The 23,744-nt window shown below is 50.5% G+C and carries 23 protein-coding genes, 1 tRNA gene and 1 pseudogene; 14 read left to right on the top strand and 11 right to left on the bottom strand.

Annotation, left to right across the window (positions count from 1 at the left end; all coding sequences use genetic code 11):
• Positions 1-4: 4 nt before the first annotated feature.
• Positions 5-2,560, top strand: a complete 2,556-nt coding sequence (glgP, locus tag IAD09_04885; GenBank protein HIT81556.1) for an alpha-glucan family phosphorylase — start codon at positions 5-7, stop codon at positions 2,558-2,560.
• An 84-nt stretch (positions 2,561-2,644) separates the two neighbouring features.
• Complete coding sequence (locus IAD09_04880; GenBank protein HIT81555.1) at positions 2,645-3,529, top strand: esterase family protein; 885 nt, start codon at positions 2,645-2,647, stop codon at positions 3,527-3,529.
• A 196-nt stretch (positions 3,530-3,725) separates the two neighbouring features.
• On the opposite strand, the gene IAD09_04875 is transcribed toward IAD09_04880, so the two are convergent.
• Positions 3,726-4,430, bottom strand: a complete 705-nt coding sequence (locus IAD09_04875) for an NAD-dependent deacylase (GenBank protein ID HIT81554.1) — start codon at positions 4,428-4,430, stop codon at positions 3,726-3,728.
• A 183-nt stretch (positions 4,431-4,613) separates the two neighbouring features.
• Here IAD09_04875 and IAD09_04870 point away from each other — a divergent pair, with 183 nt between their 5' ends.
• The 3 genes from IAD09_04870 to IAD09_04860 all read left to right on the top strand — a co-directional run bounded on the left by IAD09_04870 (position 4,614) and on the right by IAD09_04860 (position 6,713).
• Complete coding sequence (locus IAD09_04870) at positions 4,614-5,198, top strand: FKBP-type peptidyl-prolyl cis-trans isomerase (protein ID HIT81553.1); 585 nt, start codon at positions 4,614-4,616, stop codon at positions 5,196-5,198.
• 12 nt (positions 5,199-5,210) lie between these two features.
• Positions 5,211-6,056, top strand: a complete 846-nt coding sequence (locus IAD09_04865; protein ID HIT81552.1) for an FKBP-type peptidyl-prolyl cis-trans isomerase — start codon at positions 5,211-5,213, stop codon at positions 6,054-6,056.
• Positions 6,057-6,245: 189 nt separating this feature from the next.
• Positions 6,246-6,713: an Lrp/AsnC ligand binding domain-containing protein gene (locus IAD09_04860; protein HIT81551.1), complete on the top strand. Its 468-nt coding sequence runs from the start codon at positions 6,246-6,248 to the stop codon at positions 6,711-6,713.
• Between the two features lie 90 nt (positions 6,714-6,803).
• On the opposite strand, the gene IAD09_04855 is transcribed toward IAD09_04860, so the two are convergent.
• Positions 6,804-7,727 carry a bifunctional riboflavin kinase/FAD synthetase gene (locus tag IAD09_04855; protein HIT81550.1) on the bottom strand — a complete coding sequence of 308 codons (924 nt, stop codon included), beginning with the start codon at positions 7,725-7,727 and terminating at the stop codon, positions 6,804-6,806.
• A gap of 281 nt (positions 7,728-8,008) precedes the next feature.
• Between IAD09_04855 and IAD09_04850 the strand changes: the two genes are divergently transcribed.
• From IAD09_04850 to IAD09_04835, 4 genes and pseudogenes are all read left to right on the top strand, one after another.
• Positions 8,009-8,082 (top strand) — tRNA-Ile (locus tag IAD09_04850).
• Positions 8,083-8,368: 286 nt separating this feature from the next.
• Positions 8,369-8,952, top strand: a pseudogene (locus IAD09_04845) (RNA polymerase sigma-70 factor).
• Between the two features lie 130 nt (positions 8,953-9,082).
• Positions 9,083-9,721 carry a hypothetical protein gene (locus IAD09_04840; GenBank protein ID HIT81549.1) on the top strand — a complete coding sequence of 213 codons (639 nt, stop codon included), beginning with the start codon at positions 9,083-9,085 and terminating at the stop codon, positions 9,719-9,721.
• 350 nt (positions 9,722-10,071) lie between these two features.
• Entirely contained in the window at positions 10,072-11,907 is a 1,836-nt protein-coding gene (locus IAD09_04835) for an SLC13 family permease (GenBank protein HIT81548.1), read from the top strand.
• Positions 11,908-11,982: 75 nt separating this feature from the next.
• Here IAD09_04835 and IAD09_04830 read toward each other — a convergent pair whose 3' ends face one another.
• The 3 genes from IAD09_04830 to IAD09_04820 all read right to left on the bottom strand — a co-directional run bounded on the left by IAD09_04830 (position 11,983) and on the right by IAD09_04820 (position 13,735).
• Positions 11,983-12,237, bottom strand: a complete 255-nt coding sequence (locus tag IAD09_04830; protein HIT81547.1) for a DUF4834 family protein — start codon at positions 12,235-12,237, stop codon at positions 11,983-11,985.
• 102 nt (positions 12,238-12,339) lie between these two features.
• Positions 12,340-13,026 (bottom strand): CDP-diacylglycerol--serine O-phosphatidyltransferase, encoded by a 687-nt coding sequence (pssA, locus tag IAD09_04825; GenBank protein ID HIT81546.1) that lies wholly within the window; start codon positions 13,024-13,026, stop codon positions 12,340-12,342.
• Between the two features lie 40 nt (positions 13,027-13,066).
• The gene (locus tag IAD09_04820; protein ID HIT81545.1) at positions 13,067-13,735 is read right to left on the bottom strand and encodes a phosphatidylserine decarboxylase family protein; all 669 of its coding nucleotides are present in this window, start codon (positions 13,733-13,735) and stop codon (positions 13,067-13,069) included.
• A 276-nt stretch (positions 13,736-14,011) separates the two neighbouring features.
• Between IAD09_04820 and IAD09_04815 the strand changes: the two genes are divergently transcribed.
• The 4 genes from IAD09_04815 (at position 14,012) to IAD09_04800 (ending at position 18,848) form a co-directional block, all read left to right on the top strand.
• On the top strand, positions 14,012-14,917 hold the full coding sequence (locus IAD09_04815) for an RluA family pseudouridine synthase (GenBank protein HIT81544.1): 906 nt from the start codon (positions 14,012-14,014) through the stop codon (positions 14,915-14,917).
• A 183-nt stretch (positions 14,918-15,100) separates the two neighbouring features.
• Positions 15,101-17,563: a phenylalanine--tRNA ligase subunit beta gene (locus IAD09_04810; GenBank protein HIT81543.1), complete on the top strand. Its 2,463-nt coding sequence runs from the start codon at positions 15,101-15,103 to the stop codon at positions 17,561-17,563.
• 37 nt (positions 17,564-17,600) lie between these two features.
• A complete protein-coding gene (locus tag IAD09_04805) occupies positions 17,601-18,329 on the top strand; it encodes a YebC/PmpR family DNA-binding transcriptional regulator (GenBank protein HIT81542.1) in 729 nt (242 codons plus the stop codon).
• Between the two features lie 18 nt (positions 18,330-18,347).
• Positions 18,348-18,848 carry a hypothetical protein gene (locus IAD09_04800; GenBank protein HIT81541.1) on the top strand — a complete coding sequence of 167 codons (501 nt, stop codon included), beginning with the start codon at positions 18,348-18,350 and terminating at the stop codon, positions 18,846-18,848.
• A 71-nt stretch (positions 18,849-18,919) separates the two neighbouring features.
• Here the strand turns inward: IAD09_04800 and prmA are convergent, their stop codons facing one another.
• Both prmA and IAD09_04790 read right to left on the bottom strand, forming a co-directional pair.
• Complete coding sequence (prmA, locus tag IAD09_04795) at positions 18,920-19,765, bottom strand: 50S ribosomal protein L11 methyltransferase (protein HIT81540.1); 846 nt, start codon at positions 19,763-19,765, stop codon at positions 18,920-18,922.
• Between the two features lie 14 nt (positions 19,766-19,779).
• A complete protein-coding gene (locus IAD09_04790) occupies positions 19,780-20,529 on the bottom strand; it encodes a tetratricopeptide repeat protein (GenBank protein HIT81539.1) in 750 nt (249 codons plus the stop codon).
• A 256-nt stretch (positions 20,530-20,785) separates the two neighbouring features.
• On the opposite strand from IAD09_04790, the gene cysK reads away from it, so the two are divergent.
• Positions 20,786-21,718, top strand: a complete 933-nt coding sequence (gene cysK, locus IAD09_04785) for a cysteine synthase A (GenBank protein HIT81538.1) — start codon at positions 20,786-20,788, stop codon at positions 21,716-21,718.
• 83 nt (positions 21,719-21,801) lie between these two features.
• Here cysK and IAD09_04780 read toward each other — a convergent pair whose 3' ends face one another.
• From IAD09_04780 to IAD09_04765, 4 genes are all read right to left on the bottom strand, one after another.
• Positions 21,802-22,290, bottom strand: a complete 489-nt coding sequence (locus IAD09_04780; protein HIT81537.1) for a hypothetical protein — start codon at positions 22,288-22,290, stop codon at positions 21,802-21,804.
• Positions 22,291-22,422: 132 nt separating this feature from the next.
• Positions 22,423-22,665 (bottom strand): hypothetical protein, encoded by a 243-nt coding sequence (locus tag IAD09_04775; protein ID HIT81536.1) that lies wholly within the window; start codon positions 22,663-22,665, stop codon positions 22,423-22,425.
• Entirely contained in the window at positions 22,662-23,054 is a 393-nt protein-coding gene (locus tag IAD09_04770; protein ID HIT81535.1) for a phage holin family protein, read from the bottom strand. The genes IAD09_04775 and IAD09_04770 overlap by 4 nt, the downstream gene beginning before the upstream one ends.
• A gap of 82 nt (positions 23,055-23,136) precedes the next feature.
• The gene (locus tag IAD09_04765) at positions 23,137-23,358 is read right to left on the bottom strand and encodes a YtxH domain-containing protein (GenBank protein ID HIT81534.1); all 222 of its coding nucleotides are present in this window, start codon (positions 23,356-23,358) and stop codon (positions 23,137-23,139) included.
• Positions 23,359-23,744 lie beyond the last annotated feature (386 nt).

Below are 23,744 nucleotides of genomic sequence, written 5' to 3'. Positions count from 1 at the left end.
ATTTATGAAAGTACAAGTAAGCAATGCCAACATGCCCGTGTGGCGGGACATAAAGGTAGAGTCGCGTGTACCGGCACAACTGAATATTTTGCAGGAAATGGCGCGAAATATTTGGTGGGTTTGGAACAATGAAGCTCTTTCGATGTTTAGATCTATCGATCCGGAACTTTGGAAATCGGTCAACGGGAACCCCGTGATGATGCTCGACCGGGTCAGCTATGAACGCCTCGAAGAAATTGTGGCCGATAAAGCCATGATGGATACCATTCAAGCAGAGTATGAGAAATTCCGTAAATATATCGACCAAAAACCCGCTGCCAATCATCCCTCCGTTGCATATTTCAGCATGGAGTATGGTTTGGCCAATGTCTTGAAAATCTATTCGGGCGGTTTGGGCATCTTGGCCGGAGACTACCTCAAAGAGGCCAGTGACAGCAATATCGACATGGTTGCCGTCGGTTTCCTCTATCGGTATGGATATTTCACCCAGACCCTCTCCATGGACGGCCAGCAGTTGGCCAACTACGAAGCCCAAAACTTCAACCAGCTCCCCATCGAACAGGTTGTCGATGAAAACGGTCACCCCATTATTCTCGAAGTACCCTATCCCGGCCGTGTTGTCTATGCCAACATTTGGCGTGTAAATGTGGGTCGAGTGTCGCTCTACCTCATGGATACCGATTTGGAACTCAACAGCGAGTATGACCGTTCCATCACCTATCAGCTTTACGGTGGCGACTGGGAAAACCGCATGAAACAAGAGTATTTGCTCGGCATAGGCGGTATTCTCATGCTCAAACGCTTGGGTATCAAGAAAGATGTTTATCACTGCAACGAAGGCCACGCTGCTCTCATCAACGTACAACGTCTCGTCGACTATATTCAAGAGGAGAAACTCTCCTTTGCAGAGGCCCTGGAAGTGGTACGCGCTTCGTCGCTTTATACCGTGCACACCCCTGTGCCCGCCGGCCACGACTATTTCGATGAGTCGCTCTTTGGCAAATATATGGGCGAATTCCCTGCAAAACTGGGAATTAGTTTCGGAGAACTGGTGGATTTGGGACGTGAGAACCCCGGCTCGGGCGAAAAATTCTGCATGAGTGTCTTTGCTTGCAATACCTGTCAGGAAGTCAACGGTGTGAGCTGGCTCCACGGCAAGGTGTCGCAACGCATGTTCCAACCCATCTGGAAAGGCTATTCTCCCGACGAGTTGCATGTAAGTTACGTTACCAATGGTGTGCACATGCCCACATGGGCCGCTTCGGAATGGAAAGAGTTCTATGTAAAACGCCTCGGAGCCGACTTCCTTACCCGTCAGAATGACCGTTCGCTGTGGCAGAAAATCTATGATGTGCCCGATGAAGAGATTTGGAATATGCGTCAGATGATGAAAAACAAACTCATCAGCTTCGTGCGCAACGAGTTCCGCGATAACTGGATTAAGAACCAAGGCGATCCCTCGCGTGTCGTTTCGATTCTCGAACGCATCAATCCCAATGCCCTTCTCATCGGCTTTGCCCGTCGTTTTGCCACCTACAAGCGCGCCCATCTTCTCTTTACCGACCTCGAACGGCTTTCGAAGATTGTCAACAATCCCCAATATCCCGTTCAATTTATTTTCTCGGGAAAAGCTCACCCCGCCGATGGCGCAGGACAAGACCTTATCAAACGCATTGTCGAGATTTCACGCCGTCCCGAATTCCTCGGAAAGATTATTTTCTTGGAAAACTACGACATGAAAGTGGCCAAGCGTTTGGTTTCGGGTGTGGATATTTGGTTGAATACCCCGACCCGTCCTCTCGAAGCCTCCGGAACGTCGGGCGAAAAGGCCGAAATGAACGGTGTGCTCAATTTCTCGGTGCTCGATGGCTGGTGGTATGAAGGATACAAGGAGGGTGCCGGTTGGGCTTTGACCGCAAAACGCACTTTCCAGGAACAAAGCAACCAGGACCAACTCGATGCGGCAACCATCTACGCCATGCTCGAAAATGAGATTGTTCCCCTCTATTTTGCCAAGAACAGCAAAGGCTATTCGCCCGAGTGGATACAATATATCAAAAACTCGATTGCCCAGATTGCACCCGAGTTTACGATGAATCGTATGCTCGAAGATTACATCGAACGCTTTTACAGCAAAGAGGCTAAACGCTCGAAACTCCTCATGGCCGACAATTACAAAAAAGCCAAGGAAATTGCTGCTTGGAAACAGATGGTCGTCGACAAATGGGACGAAATCGAGATAAAAGAGATCAATCTTCCCGAAGACCTCCTTTACAAGTCGTGTGCCGGTGGGTCTTACGATATATCGGTAACCATCGACCGCAAAGGATTGCCCGATTGTCTCGGTGTGGAACTGGTCGTTTCCCAAGTCATCGACGGTCAACAACAGCCTTATATCGTGACCGAAATGAAAGAGGTGAAGACCGTAGGAGACTTGGTAACCTATGAATTGAACTACGAGGTCAATGTGGCCGGAATCTTCAAATATGCATTCCGTCTCTTCCCCAAGAATGCCGATCTGCCTCACCGTCAAGACTTCGCCTATGTGCGTTGGTTCTGATGCGACAAGAATGTAGTAACCAATCCTATTTCCGCGGGAGACGTCGCATGCGACGCCTCCCGCATTTTTTTTAACCTTATCGACATGAAAAGAATTTTTTCCCTTTTGCTCTTTCTGACGTGTGCCGGTATCGCCGCGGTTCATTCTCAACCCAAGTCGGGCCGCATCGTCGAAGATTCGATTTACAGCGACGTGCTGCAAGATTATCGTCGGTATTCGGTCTACCTGCCGGCGGGATATGACCGGTCGACCCGCGATTATCCCGTGCTCTATCTCCTGCACGGGTTGAGCGATACCCACACGATGTGGCCCCGGCGTGCTCATCTGCGTGAAGTCATGGACCTTCTGGTGGCAGGCGGTACCGTCTGTGACATGATTATTATCTCGCCCGAAGCCGGGGGAAACATCGAGACCGCCTGGAATGGCTATTTCGATATGCCGGGCTGGTCCTACGAAACATTCTTTTTTACCGAGTTCCTGCCGGCTGTCGAATCACGTTACCGCATTGTCGGCGACAAGGCCCGCCGCGCCATAGCCGGCCTCTCCATGGGTGGGGGAGGTGCGGTCTCTTATGCCCAGCGTCACGGCGACAAGTTCTGCGCCGTGTATGCCATGAGTGCCCTGATGTCGATACCTCAACGGGGCATGATAAAACCTCGCACACCCGACGATAAGATGGCCATTCTCACGCAGTCGGTCATCGACCACGATTGCACTCGTTACGTCCGGGAAGCCCAAAAGTCCACGCTCGATACCTTACGAACTGTCTCCTGGTTTGTCGATTGCGGCGACGATGATTTCCTGCTCGACCGCAACATAGAGTTCTATCAGGCCATGCGCGATGCCGGAGTACCTTGCCAGTTCAGGGTGCGCGATGGCGGCCATGTGTGGGAATATTGGCATTCGGCACTTTATATTTGCCTGCCCTATGTGTCGCGAATCTTTGCGACCGCAAACACCAAAGGGTGATAACCTCCCAATCTTGCGGTTTTGTACCTTGGGCAGTTAAACGCTCCATGCAACAAGCGGGCGACTCATATTTTTGAGTCGCCCGCTTGTCCTCAAAGGCGGAATACCTCGACGGCTTGACGTTTTGGCTGAAAATGATACAAGCGCCCCCTTGGCTCATGCCACCCTGACGTCGAGATGCCCGATATTCTGTCGGTTATAAATACGCTTTCAAGGCTTCGGTCATGATTTTCACCCCTTCGCTGGCACCTTTTTGTATCACCTGGGTCACCCGTCCGCTCGTGTCGTTTACCGGATTGGGGTCGATGAGAAAAACCGGGACGCCCTTCGGGACGTAACGCAGGAGTCCTGCCGCCGGGTACACATTCAGCGAGGTGCCGATGACGGCAAAAATGTCGGCTTGTTCCACCTCTTCGATGGCCGGTTCGATAAGGGGAACGGCTTCCCCAAACCACACGATATGCGGACGCAGTTGCGAGCCTTTTTCGCACAGGTCTCCGAGGCGGGTGTCGAGGTGGTCGGGTGTAACATCGTAGATGAGGTTCTCGTCGCAGGTCGAGCGGACTTTCATCAGTTCACCATGCAGGTGTATGATGTGTGAACTGCCACCCTGTTCGTGCAGGTTGTCGACATTCTGTGTGATGATGCACACGTCGAAATCTTTTTCGAGAGCCGCCAGTCCGATATGTCCCTCGTTGGGTTTTACCGAGAGGAGCTCGCGGCGACGGGCATTATAGAAATCGAGCACCTGTTGCGGATTTGCGGCCCACCCTTCGGGCGTTGCCACCTCTTCGATGCGGTACCCCGACCACAATCCGTTGCTGCCGCGAAACACGGCGAGACCGCTCTCGGCACTCATTCCGGCACCGGTGAGCACTACCAGTCGTTTTTTATTAGCCATTGTTCCAATTCCTGTTTTGAAATAAAGAGGTCGACAGAGGAATATTCCCTCCCGATTATGGCAAAATTAATGTTTTTTTTGCATCAAAAAAGAGAAATTCTGTAATAAAAGTTCTATCTTCGCCAGAGTTTCTTCCGAGAGAAGAAATTTTTTTGTGTCGTTTTGTAACAAAAAGAAAAATATATGGATAAGTTGAGCTATGCCTTGGGCCTGAGTATGGGCAATAACTTCAAGGCTTCCGGCATTGAAACCTTGACCGTAGAAGATTTTGCCCGCGGAGTGCAAGCCGTGTATGAAGGTGCACACCCTGAAATGTCTTATGATGAGGCAAAGCAAGTCATTAACGAATATTTCACCCGTTTGCAGCAAGAACTCGTCGAGAAAAACCGTGCAGCCGGCGAAGCCTTCTTGGCCGAAAACAAGAAACGCCCCGGTGTGGTGACCTTGCCCAGCGGATTGCAATATGAAATACTCAAAGAAGGCCATGGCCGTCGTCCGGCAGCGACCGATAAAGTACAATGCCACTATCATGGTACGCTTATCGACGGTACGGTGTTCGACAGCTCGGTGCAACGCGGCACCCCGGCCGTGTTTGGCGTGAACCAGGTTATTGCCGGTTGGGTCGAAGCGTTGCAACTGATGCCCGAAGGCTCGAAATGGAAACTCTTCATACCCTCGGATTTGGCCTATGGCCAGCATGGCGCCGGTGACAAAATAGGTCCCAACGCCGCTCTCATCTTCGAAGTAGAACTCATAAAAATACTTTAATATACAAGAACAATGAAAAAAACTGCAATTTGTCTGATGGCCGCCTTGGGACTGACGGCCGTCTCTCTTACCTCTTGCGACAACATCAAACCCGTAAGCGAATTGACCAATGCTTCCGACTCGCTGGTCTATGCGGTCGGTGTGCTCACGGGTAACGATGTCAACAACGGTATCAAGAACTTGGGACAACCCGTCGACATCGACCAATTTATGAAAGGAGCCAAGAAAGCCCTTTATAGCGACAGCACAGCTTTCTCTTATGAAGTAGGTTTCTCGTTTGCCTCGGGTATCAAACAGCAACTCAAACAAATGTCGGAACAACTCGGCATCACGGTCGACAAAGATGTTTATCTCGCGGCCTTCTGTGCTGCTTTGAACAACGATTCGACGATTTTGATGACACCCATGAACGCACAGGTGGCTTATCGTTCCATCGCCGTGGCCGCTGAAACCAAAAAGATAGCCTCTTCGCCCGAGGCCATTCAGAACAAAGCCGATGGAGAAGCCTTCCTGGCCCAAAAAGCCAAAGAAGAAGGTGTCGTTGCCACCGAGAGCGGACTCCTCTATAAGGTGGTAAAAGCCGGTAAGGGTGATACTCCCAAACAAGGTAGTCGTGTAAAGGTCAACTACAAAGGTACGCTTGTCGACGGTGCCAAATTCGATGCCAGTGACAATGTGCGCATGGTAGTGGGGCAGATGGTTCCCGGTTTCAATGAAGCACTTATGCTCATGTCGCCCGGTGCCAAATACACCATCTACATTCCCGCCGAGTTGGGTTATGGCGTGCGTGGTCGCGGCAGCGTTCCCCCCAATGCCGTCATGATATTCGACGTAGAATTGCTCAACATCGAGAAATAATTAACCCCACCCATATCTCCCAAAAATCCCGGAAATCAATTCCGGGATTTTTTTCGCTTCATTCAGTAAGGAACAGATATGCCCTTGAAAAAATGTCGATATTTTTTACCCATTAGCGTGATAATTGTAGAAAAATAGTTATATTTGTTGTCATAATGATATTCTCGACGATAAAAAACACGATATAATATGGAAAAGATAGACAACCTCGATCGTCAAATTCTTGAAATCATCATGCAAAATGCTCGTATCCCGTCGAAAGATGTTGCTGCCAAATGCGGCGTTTCACGAGCTGCCATACATCAACGCATACAGCGAATGATCGACATGAAAGTCATCATTGGCTCGGGTTACCATGTAAACCCCAAGACCTTGGGATACCGCACTTGCACCTACATCGGTGTGCGTCTCGAAAAAGGCTCGATGTATAAAGATGTCGTGCCCGAACTCGAAAAAATCCCCGAAGTAGTCGAATGCCATTTTACCACCGGTCCCTACACGATGTTGTGCAAACTATATGCCCGGGACAACGAGCATCTCATGCACCTTATCAACGACCATGTGCAACAAATTCCCGGTGTAGTCTCGACCGAGACTCTCATATCGCTCGATCAGAGTCTCAATCGCGAGATACCCATCAACAAGGACGAAGAGTAACAAGCTACTCCTTGCCTGAGAGAACAAGCAACGCTGCCATTGCATGAAGTGGCAGCGTTGCTCGTTTTTAGACGCAATGACGTCGGAATCCTAAATCAATAATCCTCGGGCCACCTCTCTGTCCCGCTGCAACTGGTAGCGAAGCGCTTCAATGTCTTCCATGCGGCGTTCGGGGCGCAAGTAGTCGACAAATTCTATTCTTATCTGTTGCCCGTATATCGATTGGTCGAAGTCGAAGATGTGTACTTCGATGCTCCTGGCATGGTCTGAGCCTTCTACCGTGGGGCGGGTACCGATATTCAGCATGCCACACCGTTCGATGCCGTCTTCGAGATATACCCTTACCGCGTACACACCGTTTGCCGGAATGATTTTGGGGGTGGTGTTGCATTCGATGTTGGCCGTGGGGAAGCCGATGCGACGACCCAGTTGCTGTCCCGCCACGACACGTCCCATGAGCATGTAGTCATAAGAGAGCAGCAGGGCCGCTTCGTGCACGTTCCCCTCGCCCAGTAGGTGGCGTATAATGGAGGAACTCACCTTGTGTCCGTCGGGCATGCAGGCGGTTGAACGGGAAAGTTTCACGCCCAGCTCTTCACCATAGCGGCAATAGTCGTCGTAGGTCTCGTCGGCATTGTGACCGAAACGGTGGTCGTAGCCCACGACCAAATGACGAATGTTGTAGCGGTCGTGTAAGAATGCAATAAAGTCGTGAGCCGAAATTTGAGCCATTTCGGGGGTGAATTCAAGCAATACACAATAGTCGATACCCGTCGCGGCAAGGCGTTCGAGACGCTCCTCGGTCGATGTAATCAGCGGCATGGTTTGCCCCGTCAGTACGGTTTTGGGGTGATTCTTGAATGTGACGATGCCCGATGCCAAGCCATTTGTTTCGGCCGTACGACGCACATCGGTAATAAGAGATTTATGACCCGAGTGCACGCCGTCGAAAAAACCGATGGTCGCAACCATGGCGTCGGGGTGAAAATGTTGTGCGTAATCGATTATTTGCATCGCTTGATTGAAATCGAAAACAAAAGTACAACATTCTTTATTATCTGAATATTTTTTCGTTGCATATTAACGTTTATTTTTCTCTTTCTTGCTGATTGATAGCCCTTCGCAAATTCACAGCCTTTTACAAAATGGTACTGAGAGGAGAATGGTCGCGTTGCGACGGAGTTGTGTAGGGCAAAAAAGCTGACAAATAATTTTGTCGTGTCAGAAAAATGTCGTAATATTGCATCGCTTTTCCGGAAGCCTCCTTGTGGAGCCGCTTCTCAAAGACGGAAAACGGTCCTATAGCTCAGTTGGTTAGAGCATCTGACTCATAATCAGGGGGTCCTTGGTTCAAGCCCAAGTGGGACCACACGAAGGGAGACTTTGAAGGTCTCCCTTTTTTGTTGTGTGAATGTTTCGATTCTTTCTTGTGCCACTGTTTTGGGGGGCAACTTGTTTTTTCATTTTCCCCTTTGGGGCTGTTTTTTGTCTGTCGAGGTGTATTCTCCCGGCAAGCGTGCCAAACGGGATTTTACTCTTTGCAAAATGTGATAGATTGTAATATTTGAGAAGAGGAAAATCGTGATTACAAGGGATTGCGATGATATATTAAATATTTATTATATCTTTGCCCGTTCAGATGAAAATTGGTATAGGTGGCAAGCGAAAAATTTATAGAGAGAATTAATGCGCGGGAAATAGAGGCTTTCAAAGAAATCTATGACCGCTATTACCGTACACTGGTCGTGTATGCCGCCAATTTCATCGAAGATGGTGATGTGGGTGAAGATCTGGTGCAGGAACTCATCATCAACCTTTGGGAAAACCGCATGACCTTTACTTCCTTGTCGACGTTCAACGCCTATCTCTACAATGCGGTGCGCAATGCCTCGCTCAATTATCTCAAACACGAGGGTGTCGCCGAGAAATATATGGAGTACCTTTCGCAGACTTATTCTCCTGTTGAAGAAGAGTCGGTCAACGAGGAAGAAATCTATCGTCACCTGTTTGACCTTATCGACCGCCTGCCACAACGTTGCCGCGAGGTATTCCTATTATATATGGAGGGAGGAAAAACGATGAGATTGCCGATATGTTGCAACTTTCTATCGAGACGGTAAAGACTCAGAAAAAACGGGCCATGGCATTTATCCGTGGGAATCTCGACAAGGCGTTGCTGACATCTTTGGCCGTTTGTAGCGGGAATATCTGCTTTTTTGAAATCATCAACCTCCATTAAGATTCGTTTCGATAACGATTTTCTGTCTTTTTGATAAATCGATACAATAAATAATATTTTTTTGAATTTTATGTACCTCGATTGCTGTCATTTGTTGTCTTTATAATGAAAGAGGATAACAAATGTATATATGGAATATATCGAGCGGCTTATAGCCAAATACCTCTCAGGTACCCTATCCGAAGAAGAAGCCGGCGTGCTGCGTCGCTGGGTTGGACAATCGCCCGAGCGTGAAGCTCGGCTTCGTTCGTTGCAGGAACGCAACGATTTTGTCTTGAAATATCGTCGTTATGCGGCGGTGGATTCTGAAAACGCCAAACATCGTTTCGTGCGTTCGGTTCGTCGGCGCATCGGCCGGGTGACACCCCGTCGGGTCATTTATTACGCCGCTGTCGTTCTGCCCTTTGTGGCGTTATCGATTTGGTTCGCACAGAAAGAGGAGCCCGAGGTCCCCGGTTTTACCCTTAGCGAAGTAACACCCGGTGCAACGCAGGCCATTCTCCTCATGGACAACGGTACCGAACTGGCGCTTACGGGGCAAGGTGAAAGGACGATTGCTCTCGATGATTCGCTTTCGGCACAGATGGAAGATGGCGCGATAACGTACTCTTCTTCGGTGGCTCCGAAATCGAAGGTCGAAAGCCATACCATCGTTGTGCCCCGGGGCGGCGAATACCGCATTACACTTTCCGACGGTACGCGAGTGCATATCAATGCCGACTCGCAGTTGCCCCCGTGTGAAGGTGCCGGTATTGGCCCTGAACGGTGATTGTGACATCATGGTGCCCGCGGGACCCAATCTGCAATCGCTCTACTCTTTGCTGCATTTGGGGGAAACCGTCATTACAGGACCGTGGCACTTCCGGGGCTCAATCACATGTTCCAACATTGTGTGACGTGCCGACAGGAAGAGATTCCCGACCTGCCCGATGTCTTTGCCGAGGAGGCGCTCGAAGAGATTTTCCGCTTTCTCCAACGTTACGTTTTATGACTGGTTATCTGTCGTTTGGACGGTTTTGAAGACAAGGGCGGGAAAGATAACTTTTATCTTCCCCGCCCTTGTCTTTCTTGGTACTTCTCGAAAAAATGCTATCTTTGCTATCCTTAAACGCTGAAAATATGATAGCAACGATTGTTATACTGGTCTTGTCGGCCATCTTTTTCATGATTGGGAAAATTCGTTCCGATCTCATCGCACTCTGTTCTCTCGTGTTGCTGGTGTTGTGCGGAATCCTCACGCCGGCCGAGGCATTGAGTGGATTTTCAAACAGTGTCGTCATCATGATGATTGGCCTTTTTGTCGTGGGAGGAGCCATCTTTCAGACGGGTCTGGCCAAGATGGTCAGTGGCCGCATCATGCGCACGGCGGGGCAGAACCAGTTTCTCCTTTTTATCCTTGTCATGGTGGTCACCTCATTTGTAGGGGCTTTTGTGAGCAACACCGGGACGGTGGCACTTATGTTACCCATTGTGGTGAGCTTGGCCAACAGCGCCAACATGTCGCCTTCGCGATTGCTCATGCCGCTTGCTTTTGCCAGCAGCATGGGGGGGATGCTTACCCTCATCGGTACGCCGCCCAACCTTGTGATTCAAGAAACGCTTGTCGATGCCGGATGGGAGCCTCTCTCGTTTTTCTCCTTTACTCCGGTGGGCCTTGTATGCATCGCCGTTGGAATCATCGTCTTGATACCCTTGTCGAAATGGTTCCTGTCCAACAAGGTGCGACACACCGAAGATGAGAAGAAATCGCACCCTTCGACCGAAGACCTTTTGCGGGAGTACCGTCTCGAACAGCGGCTGTTCAGAGTGCAGGTCCCCGCCGATGCCCCTTGTTGCGGAAAAATGTTGCAGACACTCGATGTCCCGAACCGTTATGGAGTGAGTGTCATGGAGATACGGCGCAAGATAACATCGAACCGCTCCCTGTTCAGTAACATCTACGATCATATAACCGCCGGGCCGCATACCGTGATACAGGGGGGCGATATACTCTACTTGTCGGGTGATGCCGACCGGGTAACCCGGATGGCCGAGGAAAATGCCCTTTGTCAGCTCGATGCCTTGAATAGTTCTTCCGAGTCGGACAAAATAGGAATTGCCGAGGTGCTTTTGTTGCACAACTCCTCTTTACACAATGTCACCGTGCGTGATTGCGGTTTCCGGGAGAAATTTAATATCAATATCCTGGGCATACAGCGCAATGATACCTATTACCTGCACGATTTGCGCGACTTCTCGATGCGTCGCGGCGATGCATTGCTCGTGCAGGGTGAGTGGAAAGACATTGCCCGCATGAGTCGGGAGCAGAATGATTGGGTGGTGCTGGGACAGCCTCTCGAGCAGGTCTCGAAAGAGACCATCGACCGCAAGGCTCCCGTGGCGGCACTTATTATGGTGCTCATGATTTTGGCGATGATTTTCGAGTGGGTGCCATCGGTGATGGCTGTCATCATTGCTGCTGTGCTTATGGTCTTTACCGGCTGCCTGCGCAATGCCGATGATGCCTATCGCATCATCAACTGGGAGAGCATTGTGCTCATTGCGGCCATGATGCCCATGTCGGTGGCTCTCGAAAAGACCGGAGCTTCGGCGGCTATCTCCACGGCTCTCGTTTCAGGTTTGGGCGATTACGGGTCGTTGGCTTTGTTGGCCGGAATCTATTTCACCACATCGTTGATGACGATGTTTATCAGCAACACGGCTACGGCTGTGCTGATGGCTCCTATCGCCATGCAATCGGCGCTAAGTCTCGGGGTGAGCCCTTATCCCTATCTGTTTGCCGTTACCGTGGCCGCGAGCATGTGTTTTGCTTCGCCCTTTTCCACGCCGCCCAATGCCTTGGTGATGTCGGCCGGTAAATACACGTTTATGGATTATGTCAAGGTGGGATTACCCCTGCAACTGATTCTCGGTATCGTTATGATATTTGTCTTGCCTTTGCTTTTCCCCTTTTAGCGTTTTAATAGATAACCAAGAAGGCCACGCATGTCTTGCGTGGCCTTCTTGTGTGTAAAACAGGATAAGAACAGTTTATTTGTCTTTGATTTCTTCGAAGTCGACATATTCGCCGACAGACTGGTCGAAGATTTTTTTCTTGCGCCGCTTTTTCGGCTCGGCATCTTCGGTGTATGAGTGAGCCTGTGAGCCATTCTCTTCCTGTCGATGGGTGCTGAACGACCGGTATCGGGCCCGTCCGCCGAATGCGCTCATGATGCGGAATACAAATCCAAGTACCACGAGCAACAGGATAAATCCGATAAAGATTATAAATTGGAATATGAACATTTCTTGGTTTTTGAATTTTTTGGTATGAGAAAGAGGTCGTAAAGATACGACAACATTCACATCGGTAGATATATATTATCTAAAACGATGATAAAAAACCTTTTATCTTTTCCCCAGCAAGGCTGCCAGCGAAAGGAGTATGTAGGCGATGATGGCTCCTGCCAGACCGGTGGGGCCGAGCCAAATGATGAGTCCCAGTGCCGTGATGACCAGGATATAACGCAATTTATTGTCGCTCCACGACAAGTTCGACGCTTTCAGAGAGAACATGGGGAGATTCGATACCATGAGGAATGAGAAGAGAAGTATCAGCCCCAAAATGATGCCCGGGTGCCAGTTGCGCGTATCGGCAAAGCAGACGCCTATCCAAAAGAGCGCATTGGCCGGAATGGGTAGCCCGATAAATGAGGTGCTCTGCCGGTCGTCGATATTGAATTTGGCCAGACGCAATCCGCCGGCAACCGGTATCAGTAAAGCGATGTAGGCCAGGTTCGAGAAGTTTCCGTAGGGGAGGAGCAAGTAGTCGCTCAGCAACGTGTAAATCATGAGACCCGGTGCCAATCCGAAACTTACGAGGTCGGAGAGGGAGTCGAGTTCTTTGCCCATGGGAGAGTAGGCGTGGAGCAGGCGGGCCGACAACCCGTCGAGAAAATCGCATACGGCAGCAATGATGATGCAGGCGGAGGCTGTCTCAAAAGCGCTTTTCAAGGCAAAGATACAAGCCAGACAGCCGGCCAAGAGATTGCAGCAGGTAATGACATTGGGTATGTATGACGAAAGCCGTTTCATGGTGTTTATGCGTTGAAGGTTGTTGTTATGGCCAGGAACATCACGAGTGCAGGCGAGCCACTTGTGTGATGTTGCCCACGGTTTTGTCGTTGAGTTTCACCAGTATTTCGGCATCGAGCGGAAGATAAAGGTCTACTCTCGAACCGAATTTGATAAACCCGATGTGCTCGTCGATTTGGCACGCCTCACCCGGTTCGGCATAGGTGACGATGCGTCGGGCCAAGGCACCGGCGATTTGACGCATGAGAATTTCTTGTCCGTTCTCGGCTTTGATGACGATGGTCGAACGTTCGTTTTCGGTACTCGACTTGGGCAACCACGCGGCCATGTAGCGGCCGTTTTGGTGGCTTACATGCATGACGGTGCCGTTCACGGGAGTCCAGTTGGCATGCACGTTGACCAAATTCATGAATATCGAGACTTGCATGCGTTTCTCGTGGAAATATTCATTTTCCATCACCTCTTCGGTCACAACGACGGTCCCATCGGCCGGAGCCACCACCGTGTTGCGGGTTTCTCCGGGAAAGTGTCGCCGGGGCGAACGGAAGAAATTGAGAACCAGCGTAAAAAAGACTATCGATGCGATGAGGATAATCAGGTTGAGAAGGTGTATAGGACAAAAATAATAGAGTAACCCATTTACGATGAGTAGAATGAGGAATAGAACGATGAGAATGTTTCTTCCTTCTCTATGTATTTTGACTTTCATGTTTCCTGTGAATATGTACTGATGGCCTATATATTTTTTACAAAGGTAGCGAGATTTTATGTAATGGCAAAACAACTTTTTTAAAATCTTGTGTTTTCCTGTACCAATCTTCCGATGTGTCACTTCATGGCCTTGATTTAGGCCGCGCATTGTGATATTATCGCCTTTTGGAGCGGGGATTCCCCTTAATTTGTGTATCTTTGCGGGGCATGTCGGAAGCCGTGGCGCGTCACGACCTGCCGAACGAAAAATTTTGCATGACAGGAGAACCATTTTATGGAGAAGAAAAAATCACGCGGGCGTCGCGGTCCCGACAAGATAGAGGTGTTCAAGGTCGAGAAGAATATGCCCCTTCTCGAATATCTGTTGGAAATATTTTCCGACCGCAGCAAAACGACGGTCAAATCCTATTTGGCGCATCGCCAGATAGCCGTGAACCATACCCCGACGACCCGGTTCGATGCCCCGCTGCATGTCGGCGATGAGCTTACCATCAATTACACAAGGGGTTACAAGGAGTTCCGTCACCCCCGTTTGCGCATTGTCTATGAAGACGAATTCCTCATCGTCGTAGACAAGGGCTATGGGCTTCTGTCGGTCTCGACCGACAGGGTCAAGGCCAACACCGCCTATCACATACTCAGCGACTATGTGCGTCAGGACAATCCCGCCAACCGCATCTTTGTTTTGCATCGTCTCGACCGGGATACCTCGGGATTGATGATGTTTGCCAAGAGTCAGGGTATACAAGAGAAAATGCAACGTTCGTGGAACGATATGGTGCTCGACCGCCGCTATGTCGCCGTCGTCGAGGGCGAGCTTACACCCGTCAAAGGGGAGGTGGCCTCCTATCTCAAAGAGAATGCCGCATTTCAGGTCTATTCGTCCGACGATAAGGAAAACGGCCAATATGCCTTGACCCGTTATGAAGTCCTGGCCACCAACGGCCGCTATTCGCTCGTCGAATTGCAGTTGGCCACCGGCCGCAAAAACCAGATTCGTGTGCACATGTCCGACTTGGGTCACAGCATTGCCGGCGACCGCAAATATGGCGCCAAGAGCAATCCGCTCGGGCGTCTCTCCCTCCATGCCTGTCGTCTGCGTTTCGTGCACCCCATCACCCGTCGCGACATGCTCTTCGAAACGCCGATTCCCGCCTCATTCCAACGGGTTGTACGGTAAAAAGCCGGTAAAAAAACACAGAGAAACAAATAATCTTATTATCTTTGCAAGCCTGAATGAATGACGGGAAACACCGCGTTGGCGGAGAGGACGAAACCTGTTTTGCAGCCTCTTCGGGAATCATAGAGACCCGGCCTCTTTCCTTGGTCGCATTTGCGCTGATAATGAAATAAATCATACGTTATGAATATCTCTTATAATTGGCTGAAAGATTATCTCGATTTTTCCCTTACCCCCGATGAAGTAGCCTCGGCCCTCACTTCGATAGGTCTCGAAACCGGCGGAGTAGAAGAGGTGCAAGCCGTGAAAGGCGGCCTCGAAGGGCTGGTCATAGGAAAAGTGCTCACCTGTGAGGAACACCCCAACTCCGACCACCTTCACATCACGACGGTCGACTTGGGCGACGGTCTTCCCACGCAAATCGTTTGCGGTGCACCCAATGTGGCTGCCGGCCAGACGGTGGTCGTGGCCACCATCGGAACCGTACTCTATGCGGGAGAAGAGAGCTTTACCATCAAGAAATCGAAAATCCGCGGCGTCGAAAGCAATGGCATGATTTGCGCCGAAGACGAAATCGGTATCGGCACTTCGCACGATGGCATCATCGTCTTGCCCGACGGTGTCGCCCCCGGCACCCCCGCCAAAAAATACTATAACCTCGAAAGCGACTATGTATTGGAGGTCGACATTACCCCCAACCGGGTCGATGCCGCATCGCACTATGGCGTGGCCCGCGACTTGGCCGCATGGCTCAAACAGAACGGGTACGCTTACACCCTGAAACGCCCCTCGGTCGAAGATTTCAAAATCGATGACCCCGCCGGCAAGGCCGTTTCGGTGACGGTCGAGAACAGCGAAGCCTGTCCCCGATACAGCGGTCTGACCATACGCAACGTGAAAGTGACCGAAAGTCCCGAATGGCTCAAAAAACATCTCTTGGCCATCGGTCTCCGACCCATCAACAACGTTGTCGACATCACCAATTATCTCTTGCACGAGACGGGACAACCCATGCACTGCTTCGACGTGTCACAGATTGCCGGAGAGAAAATCATCGTCAAGACCTTGCACGAAGGAACCCCCTTCGTCACCCTCGATGAGGTGGAGCGCAAACTCTCCGACCACGACCTCATGATATGTAACGAGCGTGAGGGCATGTGCATCGCCGGCGTGTTTGGCGGCCTGCAATCGGGCGTGACGATGCAGACGACCGACGTCTTCCTCGAATCGGCCTATTTCAATCCCATGTGGGTGCGCAAGACCGCTCGCCGTCACGGCCTCAGCACCGACTCGTCGTTCCGTTTTGAACGCGGTGCCGACCCCAACAATACGGTGTATGTGCTCAAACGTGCCGCCATGCTGGTGAAAGAGTTGGCCGGCGGAGAAATCGTGGGCGACATCGTCGATGTCTATCCGCAGCCCATCTCCAATTATCCCGTGACCCTCAGCTACGACCGCATCAATACCCTCATAGGGAAAACCATTCCCTGCGATACGGTCAAGAGCATACTCGCTTCGCTCGAAATCGAAATCGTAGAAGAAAAAGACGGCGTCTTGTCGTTGCTCGTTCCCACCTATCGTGTCGATGTGCGTCGCGACGTCGATGTCATCGAAGACATACTCCGCATCTACGGATACAACAATGTGGAGTTTACCGATACGGTACACTCCAACCTTTCCTATAAAACCGATACCGACAGCAGTTTCCAGCTCCAAAACTTGGTGGCCGAGCAACTCGTGGGTTGCGGGTTCAACGAAATCATGAACAACTCGTTGACCAAGTCGTCCTATTACACATCGCTGGAAAGTTACCCCGAGAGCCATTGCGTGAAACTGATGAACCCGCTGAGCGCCGACCTGAGCGTCTTGCGCCAGACCCTCCTCTTCGGCGGTTTGGAAAGCATTGCCCGCAACGTCAATCGCCGTCGTCCCGACCTGCATCTCTTTGAGTTTGGCAACTGCTACTCATTCAATCCCGAGGCCGATGCTTCGCAAAAGATACTCAACCCTTACAGCGAATCGCTGCACCTTGGCCTGTGGATTACCGGACACCGCGTTTCGGGAAATTGGGCGCATGCCGATGAGAAGACCAATGTCTTCGAGTTGAAAGCCTATGTCGAGAATATCTTCACCCGCCTTGGCGTGGAGAGCGGACGCCTGCTCATGACACAGACTGCCGACGAACTCTTCTCGGCCGCCCTGTCGGTTACCACGCGCGACGGGAAAGAAGTCGCTCGCCTGGGTATCGTCTCGGGCAAAGTATTGCACCGTTTCGACATCGATGCCGAGGTATGCTTTGCCGACTTGCACTGGTCGCTTCTCATGCGACTGGCCGGGAAAAAGGTTACCTTTACCGACATACCCAAGTTCCCGAGCGTAAAACGCGACTTGGCGCTGTTGCTCGACAAGCAAATCACTTTTGCCCAAGTAGAGAAGGCCGCCTTCGAAGCCGAGAAGAAACTCATCAAGGAGGTCACCCTCTTCGACGTGTACGAAGGGAAAAACTTGCCCGAAGGCAAAAAGTCATACGCCATATCGTTACTTCTTGAAGATGAAACCAAGACACTCAACGATAAGCAAATAGAGCATATTATGAGCCGTGTCATCACCAACCTGCAAAACAAGTTGGGCGCATCACTGAGATAAATATCACATCAAATAATAATAAAAAGAAAATACCAATATGGGAAGAGCATTTGAATACCGGAAAGCCCGTAAGCTCAAACGTTGGGGCAATATGGCCCGCACTTTTACAAAACTCGGAAAAGAGATCTCCATCGCTGTGAAAGCCGGCGGTCCCGACCCCGATTCCAATCCTCGTCTGCGTGTGCTCATGCAGAACGCCAAAGCAGCCAATATGCCCAAGGAAAATGTAGAACGTGCCATTAAGAAAGCCACCTCCAAGGAAGAAGGCGATTACAAGGAGGTACTATTCGAAGGATACGGACCTTACGGAATCGCCATTGTCGTGGAGACGGCGACAGACAACAATAACCGCACGGTGGCCAATATTCGCAGTTACTTCAATAAGTTCGGCGGTTCGCTCGGTACATCGGGCAGCCTCTCGTTCCTTTTCGACCATAAGAGCGTTTTCCACATCAAACCCAAAGATGGCGTTTCCCTCGAAGACCTTGAACTCGAATTGATCGATTTCGGTGTCGATGAAGTAGATGCCGATGAAGAGGAAATCGTAATCTATGGTGAGTTTGAGTCGTTCAACGTCATACAGAAATATCTCGAAGACAACGGTTTCGAGATTACCAGCGCCGAGTTTGAACGCATTCCCAATGACACCAAGGAACTCACCGAGGAACAACGTGCCCAGATTGAGAAACTCATCGAGCGCATCGAAGAAGACGAAGATGTGCAGAATGTGTTCCACAATATGAAAGAAAGCGACGAAGAAGAATAAATATCTCTTCCTGAAAACATGACGCCGGGAAGTGATTCTCACCTGCCCGGCGTTTTTATTTCACAAGCCATGAAGAAAGCCATAGTTCTGTTGTTCTCCCTTGTCGGTCTCTTTTCCGCATGTCGGGAATCGGAGCGGGAAGATGTGTTGAATGCGGTCTTGTCGGTCCCTTGCGACGCGGCGTGTATCCAAACCTATATGCGGGAGAATGTCTACATCGATGTCGACATAAAGGCTCTTGCCCGTGCGATATGTGCCGGCGAAGAGGTCGATGCCCGCCTTATGGCTCAGGCCAAAGTGGCTCTTTACCGCTATTTTTCGCAGGTAACCGTCGAAGGCGGGCATTATCGCTGCGAGATGAGTTCAGGCGACGGCATGGCCCTTTCCCCTCGGTTGTTCGATGCCTTGCAGGAGAATCTTCAAGAAATGAACCGCAGTGTTGACGCGATGCGTCGTCGCGATGCAACCCTCCAACTACCGCCTGTCGATTCGGCCTATTTGCAATCCCTGCTACGCTAAGACAAGGAAATGAAAAAGCCTCCGCTATTATAGCGGAGGCTTCTTTGTTTATGGCGATAGGGGGGAATGTCCTATTCTTTCACAAAGCGGGCGGCCACCCAGTTGTTCTTTTCGAGATGGTCTTTGTAGAGCAAGCCATATTGACGGGCGCAGGCTTGCAGTGTGGGCAAATCTTGGGTATAAAATCCGCTCATATAGATTGTGCTGCCTGTGTGCATGACCGAAGCATAAGCCTGCATGTTGTCGAGGTGAATGTTGCGGTTGATGTTGGCCAGTACCGTGTCGTAGAGGCGTCCGTCGCCGAGGAGCGCTTTGTCGCCCAGCAATACGTCGATACCGTCGATATGGTTGAGGCGGATATTCTCTAAGGCATTTTGGTAGGCCCACTCGTCGATGTCGATGGCCGTGGCCGATGTCGCGCCGCGCATGCGGGCGAGAATGGCAAGAATGGCCGTTCCGCAACCCATGTCGAGGACATTTTCTCCCGTGAAGTCGTGGCGCAATATCCATTCGAGCATGAGCGATGTTGTTTCGTGATGGCCGGTACCGAATGCCATCTTGGGGTCGATGACGATTTTATACCGGGCTTCGGGCACGTTGGTGTGGAAAGTGCTGTGTATGACACATTCGTTGCCTATGACGATGGGCTTGAAGTAGTGTTTTTCCCACTCTTCGTTCCAATTCTGGTCGGCATAGTGGTTGCACGACCATTCGATTTCGGCCTCGACCGGCAGATGGCCGATGATTTCAAGCAGTGCCGGTTCGGAATACTTGTCTTCGGGAATGTAGGCGCTCATGCCGGTAGCGTCGGGAACAAAGCTGTCGTAACCGGCTTCCACCAGTAAGGCGGCGAGGACATCGGTAACCAAAGCCACGTCGTCGGCTTTGACATTGAGGCGTATTTCGATGTATTTCATGGTGTCTCTTTCTATTATGAATTTCCGAGTTCTTCGAGAATGCGAGGATACAAGACGTTTTTCAGGTGCGGATATTCGGGGTATAGCTCCATGGCCTTGCTGAAATATTCATGCGCTTTCTCGTAGTTTTGGTCTTTCTCTTCGACCAGCCCGAGGGTGATGATGAGTTGCAAGTACATCCAGTTGTTGCTGCGGAGAGACTCGTCGTTTTCATACAGTTGCAAGGCTTTCCGGTAATACTCTCTCGATTGTTGCGTGTCCCCTCCAAAAATGTCGGGCATGTAAAACAGAATGTTGGCGCTCCATATATTCACGTCGGGGTTGTCGGGCGCTGTTTTCTCGGCTTTACGGGCGTGTTGCAGCATGCCGTGGGCCAATGTGGCTGCTTTGAGAGGGGAGAGGGCGATTTGGAATCCCTGGAAATTGGCCATAAGTCCCGACAGCCTGGCGTCTTCGGGATTGGCTTTGACAAGAGGTTCGACAATAGACAGGGCTTCATTGAGCACCTTGCGAGCCTCCTTTTTCTCTCCGATGTCGATGAGGTGTCCCACCAAGCCGTAGTAGTATGAGAGCAACTCTACCTTGTCGTCGAGCGATTGACAGGCCGAGTCGTTTCTCATTGTGGCAATGATTTGGCTCCATTGTAAGATGTTGCCGGAGACAAAAAGGTCGAATGTCGTTTTCCGATAAGGACTTTCGGCTTCTGCCGTACCGGAAACGAACAGGGCGAAGAGAAGAAATAAGGCAAAGGTTTTTTTCATCATTAGGGTATCTTTTTACCGAAGTCCTGAACAGTGCGAAAACACGACAGATGCGTTTTCCCGAAGCCTTGTTCAAGAAATCGGGGGCAAAGATACGACTTTTATACGATTTTTCATGCCGGAACAAATCCTTTCCTTGTATGAAAATACGCCGCCATTGTCCTGAAATACCTTTCACTATTAGGTGTTAATAGCCGGGGGGATACTCTTCGTTTCGAAAAGTTTTTGCTATTTTTGTGTTTTATAAAGAACTGAAAACATGAGCCATATTGCCAAACAGATGACCGAACTTATCGGTAATACCCCGATGCTCGAACTTGCGGGTATCGCCCGGAAATATTCCCTCGCAGCGCGCATCGTCGCCAAACTCGAAAGTTTCAATCCCGGTGGGAGCGTCAAGGACCGCACGGCCTTGTCGATGATAGAAGATGCCGAGGCGCGGGGGCTGTTGGTGCCCGGTGCGACGATTGTCGAGCCTACCAGCGGCAATACCGGTGTAGGCATCGCATGGATTGCCGCCGTGAGGGGGTATCGCACGATACTCACCATGCCCGAGACCATGAGCATCGAGCGGCAGCGTTTGTTGCGAGCCATGGGGGCGGAGCTGGTGCTTACACCCGGAGCCGAAGGCATGGCCGGAGCCATTGCCAAAGCCGAAGAGTTGTTGACGACCATTCCGCAGGCCGTCATGTTGCGTCAGTTCGAGAACAAGGCCAATCCCGCCGTGCATCGGCGTACGACGGCCGAGGAGATATGGCGCGACACCGACGGAGCTGTCGATATTTTTGTGGCGGGTGTAGGCACGGGCGGAACGCTTTCGGGGGTGGCCGAGGGGTTGAAACATCGTAATGCCCGGGTCTTGACGGTCGCCGTGGAGCCGGCTTCGTCGGCGGTGCTTTCGGGCGGTTGCCCGGGGGGGCACAAGTTGCAGGGCATAGGAGCCGGTTTCGTGCCTGAGACCTACGACGGGAAGTGGGTCGACGAGATTATGACGGTTACCGATGAAGATGCGATGCGCATGGGGCGGGAACTTATGGCCTGCGACGGTGTTTTTGCCGGCATCTCATCGGGCGCGGCCGTGAGTGCGGCCGTGCGGTTGGCGGCTCGGCCCGAGAATGCCGGCAAACTCATTGTGGCGCTGCTGCCCGATACCGGCGAACGCTACCTCTCGACCGAGCTTTTTGGCGGTTGACATACTTGGATTTATACTGCAACAAAAAAGCGTAGCTCCCGCTGGGGCTACGCTTTTTTGTCATGAAATATAATCGTCGAAGATTATTTCTTTTGGGCCGAGATCTCGATATTTACGGTTTGTTGAAGGAGCGGAGCAGCAGCTTCGATCGAAAGGTTGGCGGCACCTGCTTTGGTAACCGTACCGGTGAGGCTGTTGATGACAACGTCCATTTCGATGATGTTCTTTTCGAGGTCCATATCCTGTCCGTTGATGGTCAGTTTTTCGCTATCAGCGGTGCTGGGTACGTCATTTACTTCGAGGGTGAGCGCTCCGATAATCAAGATGGAATCGTTGATGGAGAGCGAGGTGGCGTTTTCTTGTTGGTTGAGGGTGAACGTTACAGGGCTCGAAGAGAGTGCGGGGTTAATGGCTTCGAAGAAGTTTTCACCATTCACAAGGATTTCGATGTTGCCGTCGTATTCACCCGTGGCGTTTACGTTGTTGGTAATACCGTTGTTGTCATCGCCGCAGGCAACGAATGCGAGGGGCATGGCCATGAACATGAACAGATAAATCAAGTTCTTTTTCATAATATTTTTTTTTAATTGTAATTTCGGGCGCAAAGATAATGCTTTTTGGGTGAATACGAAAAACTTTCGAAATATTTTGCGTTTTCTTCCCCCAAAAACAAACGATGACAATTACAGACAGGTAGTCCTGATTTATTTTCGGAATAGGCCGCGTATCTTCCTGAACATGCGCAAGCTGGTAATTATTCCCTCAAACAGGGCCACACTCACCGAGAAACGTTTCAATATCGAGAACGGGGAGTTTCCCATTCGGTAGAAAGGTGCCAAGGTATCCCAATAGGTTTGTGTCAGTTCGCTGTGTTGCCTGGCTATTTTGGCCCGCACCTCGGCTTTTTGTCGGGCCAGCGATTTCATGGTTATTTTCGTTTCGTTCATAGCTCGTTGTTGGTGTTTGAGGTGAAGTCGTTTTGGCCTTCTTTCGGCGTGAGGAACATTTTATAGAAGAAGCGCAATATGGGGTTGACGATGCAACTGCGGCGCAGGAGCCACAAAACGACAAATAGCAACAAGAAGAAACCGGCCATGATGGAATAGGCGGCAACGGCTCCTGTATATATTTGTATGAGATGAACGACAGAGAGGGAAAGATAAAGCAGCGCAATGGCAATGAGGATAATGGCCAATATGAGGAAGATGAGAGAAGAGACAATGCGTGTCAATTTTTCGACGCTGTCGAGTTTCACCCATTCACATTGTAGCGAAAGGTATTGTTTTATCTCCGCAATGACTTGGCGCAAGGAGGGGGTTGGGTTGGAGGTGCTCATAAGTGTGGATATTCGTTGAGTGGCATAAAGATTTCCCGGCAGCCAAATGGGCGACCGGGAAATCTTTTAAATTCAGTGAGAATCAGTCTTCTGCTTCAACTGATTTGTCAAGTTTGAGCTTGGCGGCAATTTTGTTGACGAGGTTTTCCATATCCTCGCGGCTCAGTTTGATGCCGTTCTCACGAAGAACTTCATTGATTTTACTACGCGTGTCTTCGCCTTTTTCAGGGGCGAAAAGTATCCCGATGGCAGCACCGATGGCAGCACCTGTCAGGAAGCCGGCTAATAAAGAAGCACATTTCATAATACCGAAATTTTTTATGGGTTTACCACAAAGATAACAAAAAAATTATTGGTTGTATCATGCGGCGAAAGAAAAATACGCTTTTTTACCTATTTTGTGGCCTTAGAGAATAAAAAAACAATAAAGCCGAACAAAGAGAAGACACATTGATATACTTATGCGGGGATACCCTGTCTTTACAGAAGACAGGAGTCGGCTCGGCATAGTCCATGATGAAAACTTCGTTTTCTCCTTGCCTCTGCTCTCGCCTTTCACTATCTTTTCAGAAGACAGGACGCGGCTCGGCATAGTCCATGATGAAAACTTCGTTTTCTCCTTGCCTCTGCTCTCGCCTTTCACTATCTTTTCAGAAGACAGGAGTCGGCTCGGCATAGTCAATGATGAAA

Origin of the sequence: Candidatus Caccoplasma merdavium (assembly GCA_018715595.1) — a bacterium.
Lineage (GTDB): Bacteria > Bacteroidota > Bacteroidia > Bacteroidales > UBA11471 > Caccoplasma > Caccoplasma merdavium.
This window is presented reverse-complemented; position numbering and strand designations above follow the sequence as displayed.